The 15756-nt window shown below is 47.0% G+C and carries 15 protein-coding genes; 7 read left to right on the plus strand and 8 right to left on the minus strand.

Annotated elements, in window-relative coordinates; all coding sequences use genetic code 11:
* Window positions 1-69: 69 nt before the first annotated feature.
* The gene (locus tag GQF01_RS16855; protein ID WP_235959827.1) at window positions 70-504 is read right to left on the minus strand and encodes a MarR family winged helix-turn-helix transcriptional regulator; all 435 of its coding nucleotides are present in this window, start codon (window positions 502-504) and stop codon (window positions 70-72) included.
* A gap of 123 nt (window positions 505-627) precedes the next feature.
* On the opposite strand from GQF01_RS16855, the gene GQF01_RS16860 reads away from it, so the two are divergent.
* Together GQF01_RS16860 and GQF01_RS16865 are read left to right on the plus strand one after the other, a co-directional pair.
* Window positions 628-1920, plus strand: coding sequence for an arsenic transporter (locus tag GQF01_RS16860; protein ID WP_161407893.1), 1293 nt, complete (start codon window positions 628-630; stop codon window positions 1918-1920).
* Window positions 1921-2007: 87 nt separating this feature from the next.
* Window positions 2008-2619, plus strand: coding sequence for a DUF2238 domain-containing protein (locus GQF01_RS16865; RefSeq protein ID WP_161407894.1), 612 nt, complete (start codon window positions 2008-2010; stop codon window positions 2617-2619).
* Window positions 2620-2642: 23 nt separating this feature from the next.
* On the opposite strand, the gene GQF01_RS16870 is transcribed toward GQF01_RS16865, so the two are convergent.
* From GQF01_RS16870 to GQF01_RS16890, 5 genes are all read right to left on the minus strand, one after another.
* Entirely contained in the window at window positions 2643-2969 is a 327-nt protein-coding gene (locus GQF01_RS16870; protein WP_161407895.1) for a YnfA family protein, read from the minus strand.
* Between the two features lie 379 nt (window positions 2970-3348).
* Window positions 3349-4074 carry an anti-sigma factor gene (locus GQF01_RS16875; RefSeq protein WP_161408230.1) on the minus strand — a complete coding sequence of 242 codons (726 nt, stop codon included), beginning with the start codon at window positions 4072-4074 and terminating at the stop codon, window positions 3349-3351.
* A 4-nt stretch (window positions 4075-4078) separates the two neighbouring features.
* Window positions 4079-4645, minus strand: coding sequence for a sigma-70 family RNA polymerase sigma factor (locus GQF01_RS16880; RefSeq protein WP_161407896.1), 567 nt, complete (start codon window positions 4643-4645; stop codon window positions 4079-4081).
* A 151-nt stretch (window positions 4646-4796) separates the two neighbouring features.
* A complete protein-coding gene (locus GQF01_RS16885) occupies window positions 4797-6479 on the minus strand; it encodes a hypothetical protein (RefSeq protein ID WP_161407897.1) in 1683 nt (560 codons plus the stop codon).
* Window positions 6480-6619: 140 nt separating this feature from the next.
* Complete coding sequence (locus GQF01_RS16890) at window positions 6620-7237, minus strand: nitroreductase family protein (protein WP_161407898.1); 618 nt, start codon at window positions 7235-7237, stop codon at window positions 6620-6622.
* Between the two features lie 233 nt (window positions 7238-7470).
* On the opposite strand from GQF01_RS16890, the gene ligD reads away from it, so the two are divergent.
* Window positions 7471-8355 (plus strand): non-homologous end-joining DNA ligase, encoded by an 885-nt coding sequence (gene ligD / locus GQF01_RS16895; protein ID WP_161407899.1) that lies wholly within the window; start codon window positions 7471-7473, stop codon window positions 8353-8355.
* Window positions 8356-8385: 30 nt separating this feature from the next.
* Here the strand turns inward: ligD and cls are convergent, their stop codons facing one another.
* On the minus strand, window positions 8386-9816 hold the full coding sequence (gene cls / locus GQF01_RS16900; protein WP_161407900.1) for a cardiolipin synthase: 1431 nt from the start codon (window positions 9814-9816) through the stop codon (window positions 8386-8388).
* 227 nt (window positions 9817-10043) lie between these two features.
* On the opposite strand from cls, the gene GQF01_RS16905 reads away from it, so the two are divergent.
* The 4 genes from GQF01_RS16905 to GQF01_RS16920 are packed head-to-tail and all read left to right on the plus strand — an operon-like array spanning window position 10044 to window position 14519.
* Window positions 10044-11705 carry a spore germination protein gene (locus GQF01_RS16905; RefSeq protein WP_161408231.1) on the plus strand — a complete coding sequence of 554 codons (1662 nt, stop codon included), beginning with the start codon at window positions 10044-10046 and terminating at the stop codon, window positions 11703-11705.
* Complete coding sequence (locus GQF01_RS16910; protein WP_161407901.1) at window positions 11692-12867, plus strand: Ger(x)C family spore germination protein; 1176 nt, start codon at window positions 11692-11694, stop codon at window positions 12865-12867. The genes GQF01_RS16905 and GQF01_RS16910 overlap by 14 nt, the downstream gene beginning before the upstream one ends.
* A 3-nt stretch (window positions 12868-12870) precedes the next feature.
* Window positions 12871-13101 (plus strand): hypothetical protein, encoded by a 231-nt coding sequence (locus GQF01_RS16915; RefSeq protein WP_161407902.1) that lies wholly within the window; start codon window positions 12871-12873, stop codon window positions 13099-13101.
* 50 nt (window positions 13102-13151) lie between these two features.
* Window positions 13152-14519, plus strand: coding sequence for a GerAB/ArcD/ProY family transporter (locus GQF01_RS16920; RefSeq protein ID WP_161407903.1), 1368 nt, complete (start codon window positions 13152-13154; stop codon window positions 14517-14519).
* A 55-nt stretch (window positions 14520-14574) separates the two neighbouring features.
* Here the strand turns inward: GQF01_RS16920 and GQF01_RS16925 are convergent, their stop codons facing one another.
* Window positions 14575-15666 (minus strand): ParM/StbA family protein, encoded by a 1092-nt coding sequence (locus GQF01_RS16925; protein WP_161407904.1) that lies wholly within the window; start codon window positions 15664-15666, stop codon window positions 14575-14577.
* Between the last annotated feature and the right edge of the window lie 90 nt (window positions 15667-15756).

Raw genomic sequence — 15756 nt, forward strand, 5'->3', positions numbered from 1 at the left:
CATTTAAACGCCTAATTTTCACAATATAAAACTATATAAAAATTAAATGTAATGTTATATAACATAAAATCATTCATCATCTTCAGGGAATTCCAAAAGCCCAATATTCTTTAACTCATTCATATGAATCTCCGAAAGATCCTCCAATATCCGCATGCCGGACTCCGACAATCGAATAAATATGCTTCGGCCATCATCCGGATTCGGCACCCGATACACCAATTGAAGCTGTTCACAGCGGTTAATCAACTCCACACAGGCGTGTGGCGTAACTTGCAAGCGTTCAGCCAGCTCCTTCGGCGTTGCGTAATCCCGCCCTGGGAACCCCATGATGGCTAGCATCAACTGATGATTCTGGGGTGTCAGCCCATGCGCTCTTGCCGCTGACTCACTGAAATGTATAAACTTTCGGATCTGATATCGAAATAAAGCTAATTGCTCGTAAACTGCCTTAGGTAATCGTTCGTTGGACATCATCTGCACCTCGGAAATAAGATACATCATTTTAACACACTACTTCGATAGAAAGGTACGGTTTGTCAGCCTTTATCCAATCTTTGATTTAAGCATTGACAAATCGTAGAGGAACTATGAAAATGTTGAAGAAATCCGAGTCGGGAGGAACACATGATTTATTTGGCCGTCTTTATTTTTTTACTTACGATTACCTTCGTCATCTGGCAGCCGCGGGGCCTAAATATTGGATACTCCGCTTCGGCAGGCGCTATATTGGCGCTGCTTTTTCAGGTTGTTTCCCTGCAGGATGTTGCCACTGTAACAGGGATCGTTTGGAATGCAACATTAGCTTTTGTCGGCATTATCTTAATCTCCCTAATCCTAGATAACATAGGGTTCTTTGAATGGGCTGCCCTCCATATGGCGCGTATGGCTAATGGCAACGGTAAACGCAAGTTCATCTACGTCATCCTGCTGGGAGCCGCCGTATCGGCTTTCTTCGCCAATGACGGTGCTGCGCTCATCTTGACGCCTATCGTGCTCGCCATGGTTCGGGCTTTGAAATTTCCGGATAAAATGATTCTCCCCTTCATCATGGCAAGCGGATTTATCGCGGATACAACTTCCATCCCATTCGTTGTCAGCAACTTGGTGAATATTGTTTCGGCTGATTTTTTCAATATTGACTTTACTACTTATGCAAGCCGTATGTTCGTCACTAGCCTTTTTTCATTAGGGGCAAGCCTGCTGGTGCTGTATTTGTATTTCAGAAAAGATATTCCTACGGATTATGAGGGGACTCATCTCAAGCAGCCATCAGCCGCCATTAAAGATCTTCGGCTTTTCCGATTGTCCTGGGTCATTCTAGGTGTCCTGCTAGCCGCCTATTTGGCCAGTGGATTCGTTAAGATCCCCGTTTCCTTCATTGTAGGAATCGCTGCGCTCGTTTTCATTCTGCTCGCCCGCAGCAGCAAAGTCATCCAAACGAAGCAGATCGTCAAAGACGCTCCGTGGGCTATCGTTATTTTTTCAATTGGCATGTATGTTGTGGTATATGGCTTAAAAAACGCCGGATTAACCGATGCGTTGGGAGAATTAATTGACGTTATTTCGGGGCATGGTCTGTTGGCCGCCACTATTGGCATGGGGTTCCTGTCAGCTATCCTCTCTTCGATTATGAATAATCTGCCGACCGTATTGATTGGCGCGCTAGCCATTCATGGCACGGAGACAGACGGTGTGATCCGAGAAGCTCTCATTTATGCCAATGTGATTGGCTCTGATTTGGGACCGAAAATGACACCGATCGGATCGCTGGCGACACTGCTCTGGCTCCATGTTCTTTCGAAAAAAGGAGTAACGATCACTTGGGGCACTTATTTTAGAATCGGCATCGTCCTTACAGTCCCTACTTTGCTCATTACATTGCTTGGTTTATATCTGTGGTTGAAGGTTATTACCTAGTGACCGCATGACGTTTGCATTTATGTCCACACTACAAGAATAAGCCTATCTGCTATTTGAGTAGTAAAAAAGGAGAATGTGGACTTTATGGGTAAGAAGCAATGGCCTTTGTACGTGATGATCGCCGTATTTGCCGTGTACTGGGTGTTTATGGCGGCCAGACCAACGGATCGCATGCAGTGGCTGATGGAAAATATCCTGCTTATTTCTGTCGTAGTTGTCCTTTTTTTCACCTATAAAAAATTTCGTTTCTCTCAGTTGTCCTATATGTTCATCTTTATCTTCTTGTGCTTTCATACTTACGGCGCTCATTATACCTATCAAGGTACCCCGTTCGACATTTGGCTGAAGACTGCTTTCCATACCCATCGAAGCTATTATGATCGGGTTGTGCATCTCCTGTTCGGGCTGCTCTGGGCCTATCCTGCCCGTGAATGGCTAACCCGCGCAGGCAAGATGCAAGGTTCGTGGTCCTATGCGATGCCGGTGGTGATCGTTTTCGGGTTCAGTGCCTTTTTCGAAATCATAGAAATGGGGGCTGCCTATGTGGCTGGTCAAGCTGGCGAGGAGTATGTCGGTAAACAAGGAGATATTTATGACGCCGAAAAAGATATGGGGCTCGGATTCGCAGGAGCACTTATTGCGATGGTGCTGCTGGGCTGGAAGCGCAAACTTGGAAAAACTAAGCTCGTCCATTGATGCAGGCAAACGCCTCCTCTACACTAACCGCGAGGTGCCCATAGCATGATAGAAACACCTATGACACAAACGACAGCTCCGGTCCAGTCGTAAAGGTCAGGTGTTTTTTTGTCGATCACCCATCCCCATAATACAGCAAGGATGATGAATACTCCGCCATAAGCTGCGTACACCCGCCCGAACGAGGGGAAGCTCTGCAAGGTTGGAATGATTCCGTATACAATGAGGATGATACTGCCTACGATACCGTACCACATAGGCTTGGACTCTCGCAGCCACAGCCAGACCAGATAGCCTCCGCCTATTTCAGCAAGTCCTGCAACAATAAATATGAAGATGGATAACAACATAATCTCATTCTCCTTACTGGGGAAGATTCCGCTGAGGCTAACCTTGGCATTTTAAGCCATCATCTGAAATTTGCCCCTTCTTGTCAAGATATTCTGAGTATCCGCGCAGAGGGAGCGGAACTACAGGTCGCTATTTTGTGCAAATACGGAGATTCCGCGGCAGAAGATGAACTACAGGGTCTTATTTCAGCGAAATAGGACCTCATTCCGTTCCAAATAGCAGAATAGGGGACCACAGATCCTCCCTTCTGGCTCAATGGGTTATTTCCCGCGAAATAACACCCTATAGTTCCCTCTGGCCTTGGCCTCGACACCCATGCACCAAAAAAAGAACACGCTGCACTGTGGACTAGTTCACTGCGCAGCGTGTTCGTTCAGTTTAGGAAGTGCCCAAGACCTTCTTCCCGCGAGGCGTCAGCCCATTGGAATCGGGTTCAAGTGTAACGCCGAAGGAGTCGATCTGGAAATCCTTGCCCTTCACCGGAATGCTGTAAGTCAGCACGCCAGTGCCTTTCTCATCAACGCGAAGCGTTCCGCAGTTATACCGCTTTCCGTTCCGATTGAACCAAACCTGGTACGCGGTGTCCCCTTTTGTCTCCTGCAGACCCTGCAAATTAATGACCACGTTGTGGACATCGCCGTTCTGAAGCACCCATGCCGTCCCTGAGGCTGCTGGCATTGTACTTTCCACAGATTTTAATTGAAACGTATGCATGATTTCCGCAGGCTCACTTAAACCCGGATTCGCTGAAAGCGCCGAATTCTTCGGTTGATTATTCCACCAAATGCCTACAGCCAGCCCTAAGATAATAGCGGCCGACAACCCATATATCCACTTAAACGAACGTTTCTTCTTGTATTGTATCGCCTTAAGCTTAGGAGGCACGATGGCATGCATGACTTGCTGTTTCAAGTCTGGCGGCAATTCCACTTCTTCCATCTCAAAAGGCAACGCCTGCCAAACATCCTGCAGGTCCCTTAATTCTTCGCGGCAGCTGGCACAAGTTCGTAGATGCCGCTCGAAAGCCGCGCGTTCTAGCTCTGTGCAATCGCCAGTCAAATAGTTGACCAAATAACTGCAATCGACAGTTTCATGTTCTTTCATAACGTCATCCCTCCCTTAGTGATGTCAGATGTTTACGAAGTATTTTTAAACATTGATGCAGACGGCTCTTGATCGTGCCAACCGGTTCGTTTGTTTGAGTAGCAATCTCGCTTAAGGAATAGCCTTGCCAGTACATCATATCAATCAATTGAATCTGACTCTCGGACAAATGTACATAAGCCTCGTGGATTTGCTCCCCAATCCATTTGCGTGAGATAACCGATTCGGGATCCGGCGCATCAGATACAAGGGATTGTTCCCAATCTCTAGGTTCAAATTGGACGACTTGCTCAAGTCTTCGTTTCTTCCTTAAATAATCAATCGTTATATTCCGCGTAACCGTAATGATCCAATTTACATATCCGCCTTTGCTTGCGTCATAGCCCTTCTCCGTCGTCCAGAGACGCGTAAAAACAAGCTGAACAATTTCTCTAGCCGCCTGTTCTTCCTTCAGAGATTTCAGCGCAAAGGAATACACAAGTTTGGCATAACGATCATAAAGTTCTTCGAGCGCAGGATGGTGCTTACCCAAGACCAACTTCATGAGTTCGGCATCCGTTCGATTTCGCATATTCGGCACACTCCGAGTCGAAATAAAGTTAATACTACTACCTTATCTCCGTCATGTTGTCTTGGCAATAGATTTATAGAAAAAGAAAACTCCGGCAGCGCTGAGCTTGCCAGCATGCCGGAGCGGGATATCTCGAATGAAAGCTGTCTTGTTATCTTGCTTCTGTTTTGGCCGGATCCAGAACGAACCAGACTTTGCCTACATTTTGTCCTGTCGTTTCACCAGGGAGATGATCTTTCACCCAGTAGTAAAGCGGCCAGCCTTTGTAAGTGTTTTGCTTTTTGCCGTCAGCTCGCGTAAGCACACCGAAATCACTTGCCGCAAGATCCGCCGAAACCGTCAGATTCTCGTCGTAGAAGATTGGCCAGTTTACCAAACAAGGACCTACGCAGGAATTAGGGTCAGCTTTATCTTTGGTAAATAAGTACAGCGCCATACCGTTTTGATCGACTAAGTAGGTACCTAGCGCTTCGGATTTACTTGTTTTTACAGAAGCATTCACAGCTTTGGTCCCACTGAATTTCGCAGGATCAATCACGTACCAGACATGACCAACGTCCTGTCCTGTTGTATCGCCCATCTTCTTGTCATCCACCCAGTAGTAAAGCGGGAATCCTTTGTAAGTCGTTTGCAGGCTGCCATCCGCGCGGACCAAGGTACCGAAATCGGCTGAGTTCACACCTGTAGGAGCAGAAATCGCATTCGAGTAGAAAAGCGGCCATTTCTCCAAGCATTTGCCTGAACAATTGCTTACGCCCTTCGTGTCTTTATCATAGTAATACAAAGCCTTGCCGTTAGCGTCTGTCAAATAATTGCCAAGATCAGGCTTCGTGCCAATGGCAATTCCGCCATTTGAAGGCTTAATAACGAACCAGACCTTGCCCACATTATCACCAATCGTGTCGCCCGCTTTTTGATCCTTAGTGAAGTAGTACAGCGGCCACCCTTTGTAAGTAAGTTGATCTTTGCCGTCAGCACGTGTGAAAACCCCGAAGTCTGCCGCACTGAACTCCGCTGGTACTGTGAAATTGTTGGCATTTGCGATCGGCCAGTTCGCCAAACAAGCATCAACGCAAGAATTAACATCAGCTACATCTTTGGTAAAATAGTATAAGGTCATTCCTTTGGTATCTGTTAAAAAGCTGCCTAAAGCATCGCTCGTCTTCAAGCTAAATGCCGGGGTTTCGAGCACACTAAGCTTACTCGCACTAATTTTACCTTTGTCGCTTAGGTCTGCCGCCAGCGTTTTGGTTGACCCTTTGATTGGCGTTTCTAACGCCTCGAGAGTAGCAGTCGCAATATGTAGGTTCTTGAATGACTTCACGCTAGCAATCTTGGACAAGCCGTTTTTGGCTGCAAAAGTAAGGACATCATCATACTGGAAATCAGTGCCTTGCCCGTAACCCAGGGATTCCAGCAAAACTTTGTAATACTGCTGTGCTGTGATGCTAGCCATAGGTTCGAATGTATCGACACCTGTTCCCTGCCAGCCTAGAGTTGGATTCGCTTTCAAATAGCCAAGAACCGCTTGATTCTCCTTGGAAACACCGCTAGCATCTTTAAAGTTCGCAGTCCCACTGAAGGCAAGCGCCTGGGATTCCAAACCTTTTAACCTTAAAGACATAACCGCCGCTTGCAGTCTTGTCGTCGATTTATTCAAATATTCCGCGGTCAAGCCGCTGCCGTCTCCTTGCAGAATGCCCAAATCGCCCGCAATATCCGTTTCGGATTTAACGTTCAGCGGTTCCGCCGCCGCGGCTGATAAAGCCGTAGCGCTTGCTGCTAAGCCCAATAATACAAGGGATGATACGATTACTTTTTTCATATTAACCATGCGCGATGACTCCTCCTTATTTTTGCTACTTAAGGTAACGAAGCATAGACAAGGGCGGTTTGCTTATTTTCAAAAAAAATTTAAAAACCCCCTTCACTGTCATCTGACAATGAAAGGGGCTATCTAGCAATGATTAGCGATTAGAAGAATTTCACACGATCTTCAAGAGGTTGAAACTCTTTGTCACCAGGAACAAAGGTTGGTTTGCCGAATGGCATTTGCGCAATCAGCTTCCACTCGCTTGGAAGATTCCATGTTTGCGCAACTTCGTCGTTAATCAGCGGGTTGTAATGCTGTAAGGATGCTCCAAGACCTTCTTGCTCAAGCGCCGTCCAGATGACGTGCTGCAGCATGCCTGAAGATTGGTTAGACCAGATTGGGAAGTTGTCTGCATAAGCAGCGAACTGAGCTTGAAGACCTTCAACAACAGTTTGATCCTCGAAGAATAGAACCGTGCCGGAACCATTGCTGAAACCGTTAATTCTTTCTTCTGTTGGCGCAAAGCTGCCTGCTGGTACAATTTTTCTCAACGTTTCTTTGGTAATGCTCCACAACTTATCGGATTGATCACCGAACAAGACAACAACTCTAGCACTTTGTGAGTTAAAAGCCGAAGGTGTATATTTCACAGCCTCATTTACAATCTCTTGGATACGCTCATTGGAAATGACAGCATCTTTACTTAGTCCATAGTACGTACGTCTGTCTTTTACAGCCTTCAAGAAAGCATCACTTTTTCCTACCGCGTTGTTACTCATATAAATTCTCCTCCGTTACATGTGGTTTTGTATGATTGCAAAAAAACAATGTAATAACAAATTAGCACTATCTTCCACTTCATATGTTACTTACTATTTGTTACTTACTTTTATTATTATGATTTATTCATAGACTTTTGTCAACCATTTTGAGCACGAAATGACCTTAAAAGTTTGAGAACTCGTCCTAGAGGGAATAATCAGACTAAACAAAGTGCAGGAGGGATATGCCCATGGCGGCCACAACCAAAGGGACACTGCTCGTGGAAGGCCATGAGCTGACAATCACCAATCCCAATAAGCTTCTATGGCCTGAAGCAGGCATAACCAAAGGAGATTATCTCTCCAAATTATCCGAGCTGGCTCCTTATCTGCTGCGTTACTGCAGCAACCGGCATTTAACAACTATCCGTTTCCCTAACGGGTATGACCAAAAGTCCTTTTACCAGAAAAACGCCCCCGATCCGGTGCCTAGCTTCGTGAAGCTGGCTCCCCTCGATGGCATTCAGTACGTTAATTTGGACTCCCTATCTACACTCCTTTGGCTGGGCAATCTTGCTTGCTTGGAGTTCCATCCCTCTTTCCATCATATCGGGGATACCCTGCCGGCAGAGTGGTTGATTGATATCGACCCCACTCTGGAGGAAGAGCCGCGCATTATGGAAGCCGCGCACATCATCGGAGAAGTGCTGGACTCCCTGCATATTCAATCTATTGCCAAAACCTCCGGCGCGACAGGCGTTCAAATTTACATTCCAATTCAACCTGGCTACACGTTCGAGCAGCTGCGGAAAATCGGTTATTTTATCGCTTCGTATGTCGTTAAAATTTATCCGAATCTGTTTACGATCGAACGCTTCAAGAAAAACCGCGGGGATAAAATCTACATCGACTACCTTCAGCATTGGTATGGGAAAACACTATCCGCTCCCTATACCCCCCGCGCCAAAAAAGACGCATCCGTCTCCACTCCCCTGTTATGGAAAGAGGTTGAACTGCGTCCTAGTCCTCGTGAATTCAATTTACATACGGTCCTTGACCGATTAAGGAAATACGGCGACTTGATTGAAGGGGTTCCCCTCCAAAATCTAGACGCAATTTTAGCTCGGCTAAGTTAGTTTAATTTAGTAGTACCAAATAGAGCTACTTTAAAATAAGGGAGATAATAGCCGAGCAATCACTTCTTTCCCCTTCTCCAGCCTTGATCTTTGTTCAAATTCGGTCAATTTCAGTTCCTCGCTATCTTTTAAATCTGTCCAAAAGTCTGCTTCTAGCCGATCAATTACGTCCCGATTAAACATAACAGCATTCAATTCAAAATTGCTGAAGAAGCTGCGCATATCCACATTTGCGGTTCCTACGGTAGCCATCATATGATCGACGATCATGACCTTGGCATGCATGAATCCCTTGCGATAGAGGTAGAACTGAACCCCAGCCTGCATAAGCTCCAGCAAATAGGAACGGGAAGCATATTGGACAATACGGGAATCTGCTTTGTAAGGAAGAATAATGCGGACATCCACACCGCTGAGAACGGCCGTTTTGAGCGCCATCGTAATGCTCGCATCGGGAATGAAATAGGGCGTCGTCATGTACACCCGCTTCTTGGCCGCGACAATCCCCGCAAAAAACATTTCCTGAATCGCATCCCAGTAGGCATCCGGGCCGCTTGAAATCACCTGAACCAAAGATGTCTTCGATTCATGATGCTCAGGAAACATCGAATTATCAGTCAATCGCTCCCCGCTTACGAACAGCCAATCGGTCATGAAAGTCGTCTGCAAATAATACACCGAGTCGCCATGCAGCTTAAGATGCGTATCCCGCCAGAAGCCAAGCTTGGGGTCACCCCCTAGATATTCATCCCCAATATTAATGCCTCCAACAAATCCAACCAGCCCATCGATAACGATGATCTTGCGGTGATTACGGTAATTTATTCGTTTATCGAAAAACGCAATCAGTGGTCTCAGAAAGGGATAGATCTCAATCCCCGCCTGTTTGAATTTATTTATGTACGCGTTCGAAAGCGAATAGGAACCAATTCCGTCATAAATGACTCGCACCTTCACCCCCTGCATCGCTTTGCGAATGAGCGCCTCTTGAAATCTATTTCCTATTGCATCATGCCGAATAGTATAAAATTCAAAATGAATATGCTTCTCTGCCCGCTCGATTGCCTCCAGCATCGATTCATAGGTGATATCCGCATTTCGCAGCACGTCCACCCGATTATTCGGTGAAATAGCCGAGCCCGGAATATTGTGAAGCAATCCGCACAAACGCGAATCCTCGAAGAGTTGATAGTGGGACTCCTCCATTCTCTCCAGATTATGACTGCCCATGCCTAACCATTGGTGTCTGGTTTCAGAACTTCTACGCCGCCCTTTGCGGCGAACCGTTTTGCGCTGGGTGTATTCCTTCGCTAAGAAATAGTACATGAGGAAGCCGATGATCGGAAAAATAAATAGAACGAATAACCAAGCCACCGTCTTGGAGGGTCGTTTGTACTCACCGATTAATATGGTCGCTGTTTGAAAAATGAAAAGAAGCAATACACAAACAACCCAAATCACGAGCTTCCCCCCTCTCCTTGGCGCGAAAAATTTCCTTCTATCTCCTTGTCACGTTAGCTTTTGCCATGGGCTTCCTCTCTATACTTATCTGTCTTCAAGTCCTCAACACAATAAAATTTTCCAACTTTCGTAATAAAATCCTTCATTTCGCAGAGAATAATAAACGCATTCTTATGATCATTCTGGCAGGAGGTGCCATTCGCATGGTCAAAACATCCAATCCATTGATGAAAAGCATCCTGCGCAAGCGCCCCTCAAACAAGCAGGGGGATTCCAGTGGCAGCGACGAGCAAAAGGGACTCGATGATTCACTGGATTATCAATTCATCGAAGAGTTGAAGAAAACATCGCTCTCTCTGCTACTTGATGATAATCATGCCTTCATCAAAGAAATTTTCCAGGACTGCTCCGATGTCGTCGTTCGCCAATTCGAAATTGAGCCGAACATTCCAGCACTTCTGTTATTCGTTGATGGCCTCACGAACACCCAACTGCTGAATGACACGATGAAATCGCTCATGCTGATTGGCGGCGGTGAAACGTCCATCCAGCGCATCGCAGACGTCATTCTGCCCGTCTCCCAAACACAGATCTCGGATAATTACGGAGACCTGCTCGTTTCCGTACTCGGCGGGGATGCCGCCCTGCTCGTCGAAGGAAACGCCAAGGCCATCCTGCTCGGCATCCGCGGAACAGAGAAGCGCTCCGTCGCAGAGCCGGAGACGGAAACCGTCGTGCGCGGACCGAAGGAGGGGTTCGTGGAGAGCATTCGCACGAACACCTCGATGATCCGCCGCAAGCTGAAGACGCCCAGACTGAAGATGAAGTCCATGTGCGTCGGCAAAGAGAGCAACACCAATCTCGTCATCTGTTACATGGATGACTTGGCGATGCCCTCCCTTGTTGAGGAGGTCGTCAAACGGCTCGAGCTCATCAAAATCGATGCTATTCTGGAGTCCGGCATGATTGAAGAGCTGATCCAAGACAATGCGTATTCCCCCTTTCCGCAGATGCAGTATACGGAGCGGCCTGACGTTGTGGCGGGGGCCTTGCTGCAAGGACGGGTGGCCATCCTCACGGACGGCACGCCGTTTGCGCTCATCGTTCCTTTTGTTTTTATCCAAACGATGCAAACAGCTGAGGACTACTATGAGCGGTTCCAAATTGGCTCTCTCCTAAGGATGCTTCGTTATGTTTTCGTTTTTTTATCGCTGACGACTCCCGCTTTGTACGTTGCGATAACGACGTTCCATCAAGAACTACTACCAACGACCTTGATGCTAAGCGTTGCTGCATCCAGAGAAGCCATTCCGTTTCCCGCTGCCGTTGAAGCTTTCATCATGGAGATTACGTTCGAAGCACTGCGTGAAGCCGGGATCCGTTTACCCAAAGCAGTGGGCTCTGCCGTTTCTATCTTAGGGGCACTCGTCGTCGGACAGGCTGCCGTGCAAGCCGGGATCGTTTCTGCGCCGATGGTTATCGTTGTCTCCATTACCGGGATTGCATCCTTCACGATCCCACGTTTTAACGGTGCTATCGCGATTCGCATGCTGCGTTTTCCCATTCTTTTGGCAGGAGCGCTATTCGGCTTCTATGGCATCTTCTTCTCGCTCATGATTCTAATTGGCCATATGGCGAATTTACGCTCCTTTGGCGTGCCCTACTTATCACCGATTGGACCTTTATCCTCCGGTGATATCAAAGACGTATTCGTTCGCGCCCCTTGGTGGCAGATGGAGAAACGTCCAGAATTCTTGCCCGTTCAAGATGCTCAGCGCATGGACGACAAGCTCAGTCAACAGATTAAACAGGACGGAGGCCTAGACGGAAGCTCTATCCAACATAAGCATCACTCCAGTGAGGAGGGCAATCAGAATGGTTCATCCTAGACGGCTATGCCAGCTCTTACTGCTCCCCCTCATCCTTGTCTGCCTGACAGGCTGCTGGGATCGAACTGAAACCAACGATATTGCGTTTGTTCTCACGTCTGCCGTCGATTTGGAGGATGACGGCAAATTTCGTGTCTCCTACATGCTGCCTCTCCCCGGTTCCATGGGTGGAGCAAGCGGCGGAGGCGGAGGCACCTCCGGTGGCAAGAGCTACTACATCGACTCCGATGTAGGCGCTACGTTTCACGAAGCCAACACAAGGCTGCAGATGCGCATGTCGCGTCGCTTGTTTCTCTCCCATCGGAGGACAATCGTTATTGGTGAGAAACTGGCCAAGAAAGGCATTGGTGCGATCTTTGATATCGTGCCGCGCTCACCAGAAAGCCGGATGACGTCCTTTCTTGTCGTTACAAAGGGCAAAGGCTATGACTTGTTGAACACCGAACCGAGATTCGAACGGTTCCCTGCCGAAGTGATTCGTGAACTGACGAAGTCCAGGCAGTCCCTGGGTACTTCCACCAAGGATGTTGGTATTACTTTGAGCTTCAACAGTGATCCAATCCTGACTTATTTGGAGCCAAAGGAATCGCAAGGCTCCAAGGACCCTTCCCATGAAATCCAAATGATTGGGTATGGACAATTTAAAGGCGACCGCTTGGTTGGTATTTATAAGAATCACGAGGCAGAAGGGCTCATGTGGCTGAGGAATCATGTCAAAGAATATCTGGTTACCTTCCCACCAGAGGAAGGTAACGACAACAAAATATCCATAGCAGTGGCGAAGGGACAAACACAAATCAAACCTAAGCTTCAACAAGACAAGGTCATCTTTGATATCCACATCGAAGCGAAAGGCTCAGTGAAAGAAGATCTATCGAATCTAGATCTGGCCAAAGCCGAGGTGATGCGGAAGGTTGAAAAGCAATTTGCAGAGCAAATCAGTAAATCCACCCAAGCGGCGATTAAGCAAATGAAAAAAGAAGGAACGGACTCCGCCCATCTCGGTTTGATCTTTTGGAGAAGCATGCCGAATGAGTGGAGCAAGGGAATACAAGCGAACTGGGAGGCTTATTTCAAAGATGCAGAATTCCGTATTCACGTCACTGCTTCCATTCAAGAAACCGGCCTGATCAACAAAAATGTTATCAACGAGGGGATGTAACCTGTGGATCGCATATTCATGTTATGTTTTCTGGTTACAATGGCAGGCTCACTGCTCATCGATCGCAGAATGCTGAGACAAGAGAAAGGCTCGATCAAGATTACCTATTGGCTTTTCACTTTTCTCACTTTAGGCCTCTTCTTCAGCAAGTACCTGCAATGGAAAATCCCCATGCCTACGCTTTTCTTTGTTCATACAGTTTCCCCATGGTTTGCAAGAATATTGGGCATCTAAGTGCTAAGGATTAAGGGAAAAAGGTGGTGTTCACCATAGATCGGAAACAAGTGATTAATCAGAGGCAACTCTCCTGGCTAGCTTCTTCTGTCATCACAAGCGGAGGGATTCTCACCCTTCAAAATGTGCTGATACGCGTCTCACAGATGGATGCTTGGTACAGTTATTTACCTTCTATTTTCTATGTCTTTGGGGTTGCCAGCTTTTTTGGTTACATCACAAAACATTATCCCCAAAAACATATTTTTGAAATTTCACAAGAGCTGCTGGGGCGTTTTGGCGGTGCAATCGTCAATCTGATTATGCTGTTTCATTTCTGGCAAATTGTGATGCGCGATATCTCCTCCGTCTCACGGTTTAGTACAACGCTCTTGCTACACAATACACCGCTTGAAATATTAACTTTACTACCTTGTCTGCTACTGATTTATTTTGGCAAAAGCAGCGTGGAAGTCATCGCCCGGGTGAATGATTTGTTCTACCCCCTCTTTGTTATTACGATTCTGAGCATGCCGCTATTGCTGTCTAACGAGTATTATTTCCAGCTTGTTACGCCCGCAATGACCATGCCGGTGCAGCACGTCGCCGCTAGCTCTTTGCTCACAATCGGCAGCGCAGGCGACATCTTCATTCTCGGGGCCTTTCTTCATATGATGAGCAATCCTAACCAAGTCAGGGCTTCCATCCGGCATGGATCCCTTCTCGGCATTTTCCTGCTTACCATAGCGATTTTCTCAGTTCTGGTCGTTCTTGGCCCCAGGATGCCGGGGAATTTCTTATATCCCGTGTACAATTTGGTTCAAATGATTCATGTCACCGACTTTCTTGATCGTGTCGATCTCATCATCTTGATGATCTGGTACCCAACGGTTGCTTGCAAGATGATTGCCATCTATATGGCGCTTCTCATAGGTATCTCCGCCATCCTGGATAAACGCAACTACCCGACCATTAACAAGCCGGTCGCACTATTCATGGTGATGGCAACGCTGTTGTCCTTCAAAAATACAACGGATCTGCTAGCATTCTCTAACTATAGCGCTCCAGTTTTCGCTCTTGCCTACCAGCCTTTGGTGATGGCTATTCTTTTGATAGCTGTCGCTAGGAAGAAACGCAAGACGGGCAATCAAACGGTTGCGCAGGATTCCTCATTTGATGGGCAGTCTTCTTCTGGCGTGAAGGCGTCTCAGAAAATTGGAAAGCTCAGTCAGAAGCTATCGTACAAGCACTGGCTTTGGGGAGGCAATGCGTTAATCCTCCTTGCTACCCTTTGCTTAATGGTAGGGCTTATGTTCAGTAAATACCATCCGGGCATCGGAACCGTCTGCGCCATCATTTTCGCCATCTGCATGCTGCTGACCTCACTCACGACTTATATGGAGGTGAGCCAACTGAAACAATTGGAGGCCGGCAAATGATACTGGAAATAAAAAACACCTGTTTTCACAGGTGCTTGCTCGTTTTAAATTCGTCTTAAACTGGAACTCCTTGGTTTAACCGACTTTTGGCCACTTTCAGGTAGCCATACATATTGAGAAATTCGCTTTCATTCGCGAAACGTAATTTAAGTGAACCTGCCGCTTCTTGGATGTAGGGTCTTAGGGCAGATGCGCCGCCGCCAATGACATAAAAGCATTGAATGTCAGGATATTTGCGCCAGCGTTTCTTGATCATTTCGATCATGCGCAAAGCCGCACGCCGGAAATGCTGATCAACGATCGGCCTAATGTCAACTTGACCTTCACCAAGCAATTGAATCGTGAAATCCCGTTGTTTAATCCGCTGCACGAGCTTGGCACGGCTTGGAAACACATAGCTGTAAGCATCTTCCACATCGCGAATGACGCTATCAAGATACGTAGCAATGCCAATTTGCTCGCCGTGGCTGAAATGATTGTCAATCGCCATCCTTTTAATAACAGGGAAATCAGTCGTCAGCGCGCCAATTTCACAAACACCTATACAGCCGTTGTAAATTTCTTCGTCCTTCACCTGCAGGCTATCGTGGGTGGCCAGATGGAAAATAGCTGCAGCGCCTTCAATCGAAACGGCAACCTTGCGAATGGATACTTTAATTTTCCGGTTATGAAATTGCGGCGTAGACAGAAACGTCACTTCATGCTCGCCAAGCAATCTTTGCTCGAACTGTTGATTGTACTTCGCAAATGAGCGAACGGGCAAACCTGTTCCGATTGTGTACTCGACTTCATCCATGGAGCCGTAGCCGCTGTTGATCGCTTGCGTGGCGAGACCTTGATAGGCCAGCGCAGTAAGCGCGACAATAAGGGATTGATCCGAAACCGCCTTATTATCGGTATCTTCAAGCTCCAGATTGTCTTCGTGCTCCAGCGCAAGCTGACCGACGAAGTAACGCTGATTTCTTTGGGAAAGAGAGGGACTGTAAATCATGACATCGAGCGCTTTCCAAGGGGAATCTTCTTCTTGTAAAATATGCCTTTCGTATCCCGGCGCAATAATGTTCGGAATGACCAAAGGTTCCCTGGAACCATCGAGAACCAGCTTAATGCTGTCGTTACCAATATCAATACCTGCTAGCTTAATCATGCGTGCCTCCACTCCAAATCTACTGTCTAACCTGTAATGACTAAGAAGATTCGATTATATACGACACTATTCCTTCCTACTTTCGACTCA

The organism is Paenibacillus silvestris, from assembly GCF_009882985.1.
Taxonomy (GTDB): Bacteria; Bacillota; Bacilli; order Paenibacillales; family NBRC-103111; genus Paenibacillus_E; species Paenibacillus_E silvestris.

Bases quoted from the DNA above. Each gene is read 5' to 3' on its own strand.
- GQF01_RS16855 (WP_235959827.1), bottom strand. From the start codon at position 504: ATGATGTATCTTATTTCCGAGGTGCAGATGATGTCCAACGAACGATTA.
- GQF01_RS16860 (WP_161407893.1), top strand. From the start codon at position 628: ATGATTTATTTGGCCGTCTTTATTTTTTTACTTACGATTACCTTCGTC.
- GQF01_RS16865 (WP_161407894.1), top strand. From the start codon at position 2,008: ATGGGTAAGAAGCAATGGCCTTTGTACGTGATGATCGCCGTATTTGCC.
- GQF01_RS16870 (WP_161407895.1), bottom strand. From the start codon at position 2,969: ATGTTGTTATCCATCTTCATATTTATTGTTGCAGGACTTGCTGAAATA.
- GQF01_RS16875 (WP_161408230.1), bottom strand. From the start codon at position 4,074: ATGAAAGAACATGAAACTGTCGATTGCAGTTATTTGGTCAACTATTTG.
- GQF01_RS16880 (WP_161407896.1), bottom strand. From the start codon at position 4,645: ATGCGAAATCGAACGGATGCCGAACTCATGAAGTTGGTCTTGGGTAAG.
- GQF01_RS16885 (WP_161407897.1), bottom strand. From the start codon at position 6,479: ATGGTTAATATGAAAAAAGTAATCGTATCATCCCTTGTATTATTGGGC.
- GQF01_RS16890 (WP_161407898.1), bottom strand. From the start codon at position 7,237: ATGAGTAACAACGCGGTAGGAAAAAGTGATGCTTTCTTGAAGGCTGTA.
- ligD (WP_161407899.1), top strand. From the start codon at position 7,471: ATGGCGGCCACAACCAAAGGGACACTGCTCGTGGAAGGCCATGAGCTG.
- GQF01_RS16905 (WP_161408231.1), top strand. From the start codon at position 10,044: ATGAAAAGCATCCTGCGCAAGCGCCCCTCAAACAAGCAGGGGGATTCC.
- GQF01_RS16910 (WP_161407901.1), top strand. From the start codon at position 11,692: ATGGTTCATCCTAGACGGCTATGCCAGCTCTTACTGCTCCCCCTCATC.
- GQF01_RS16925 (WP_161407904.1), bottom strand. From the start codon at position 15,666: ATGATTAAGCTAGCAGGTATTGATATTGGTAACGACAGCATTAAGCTG.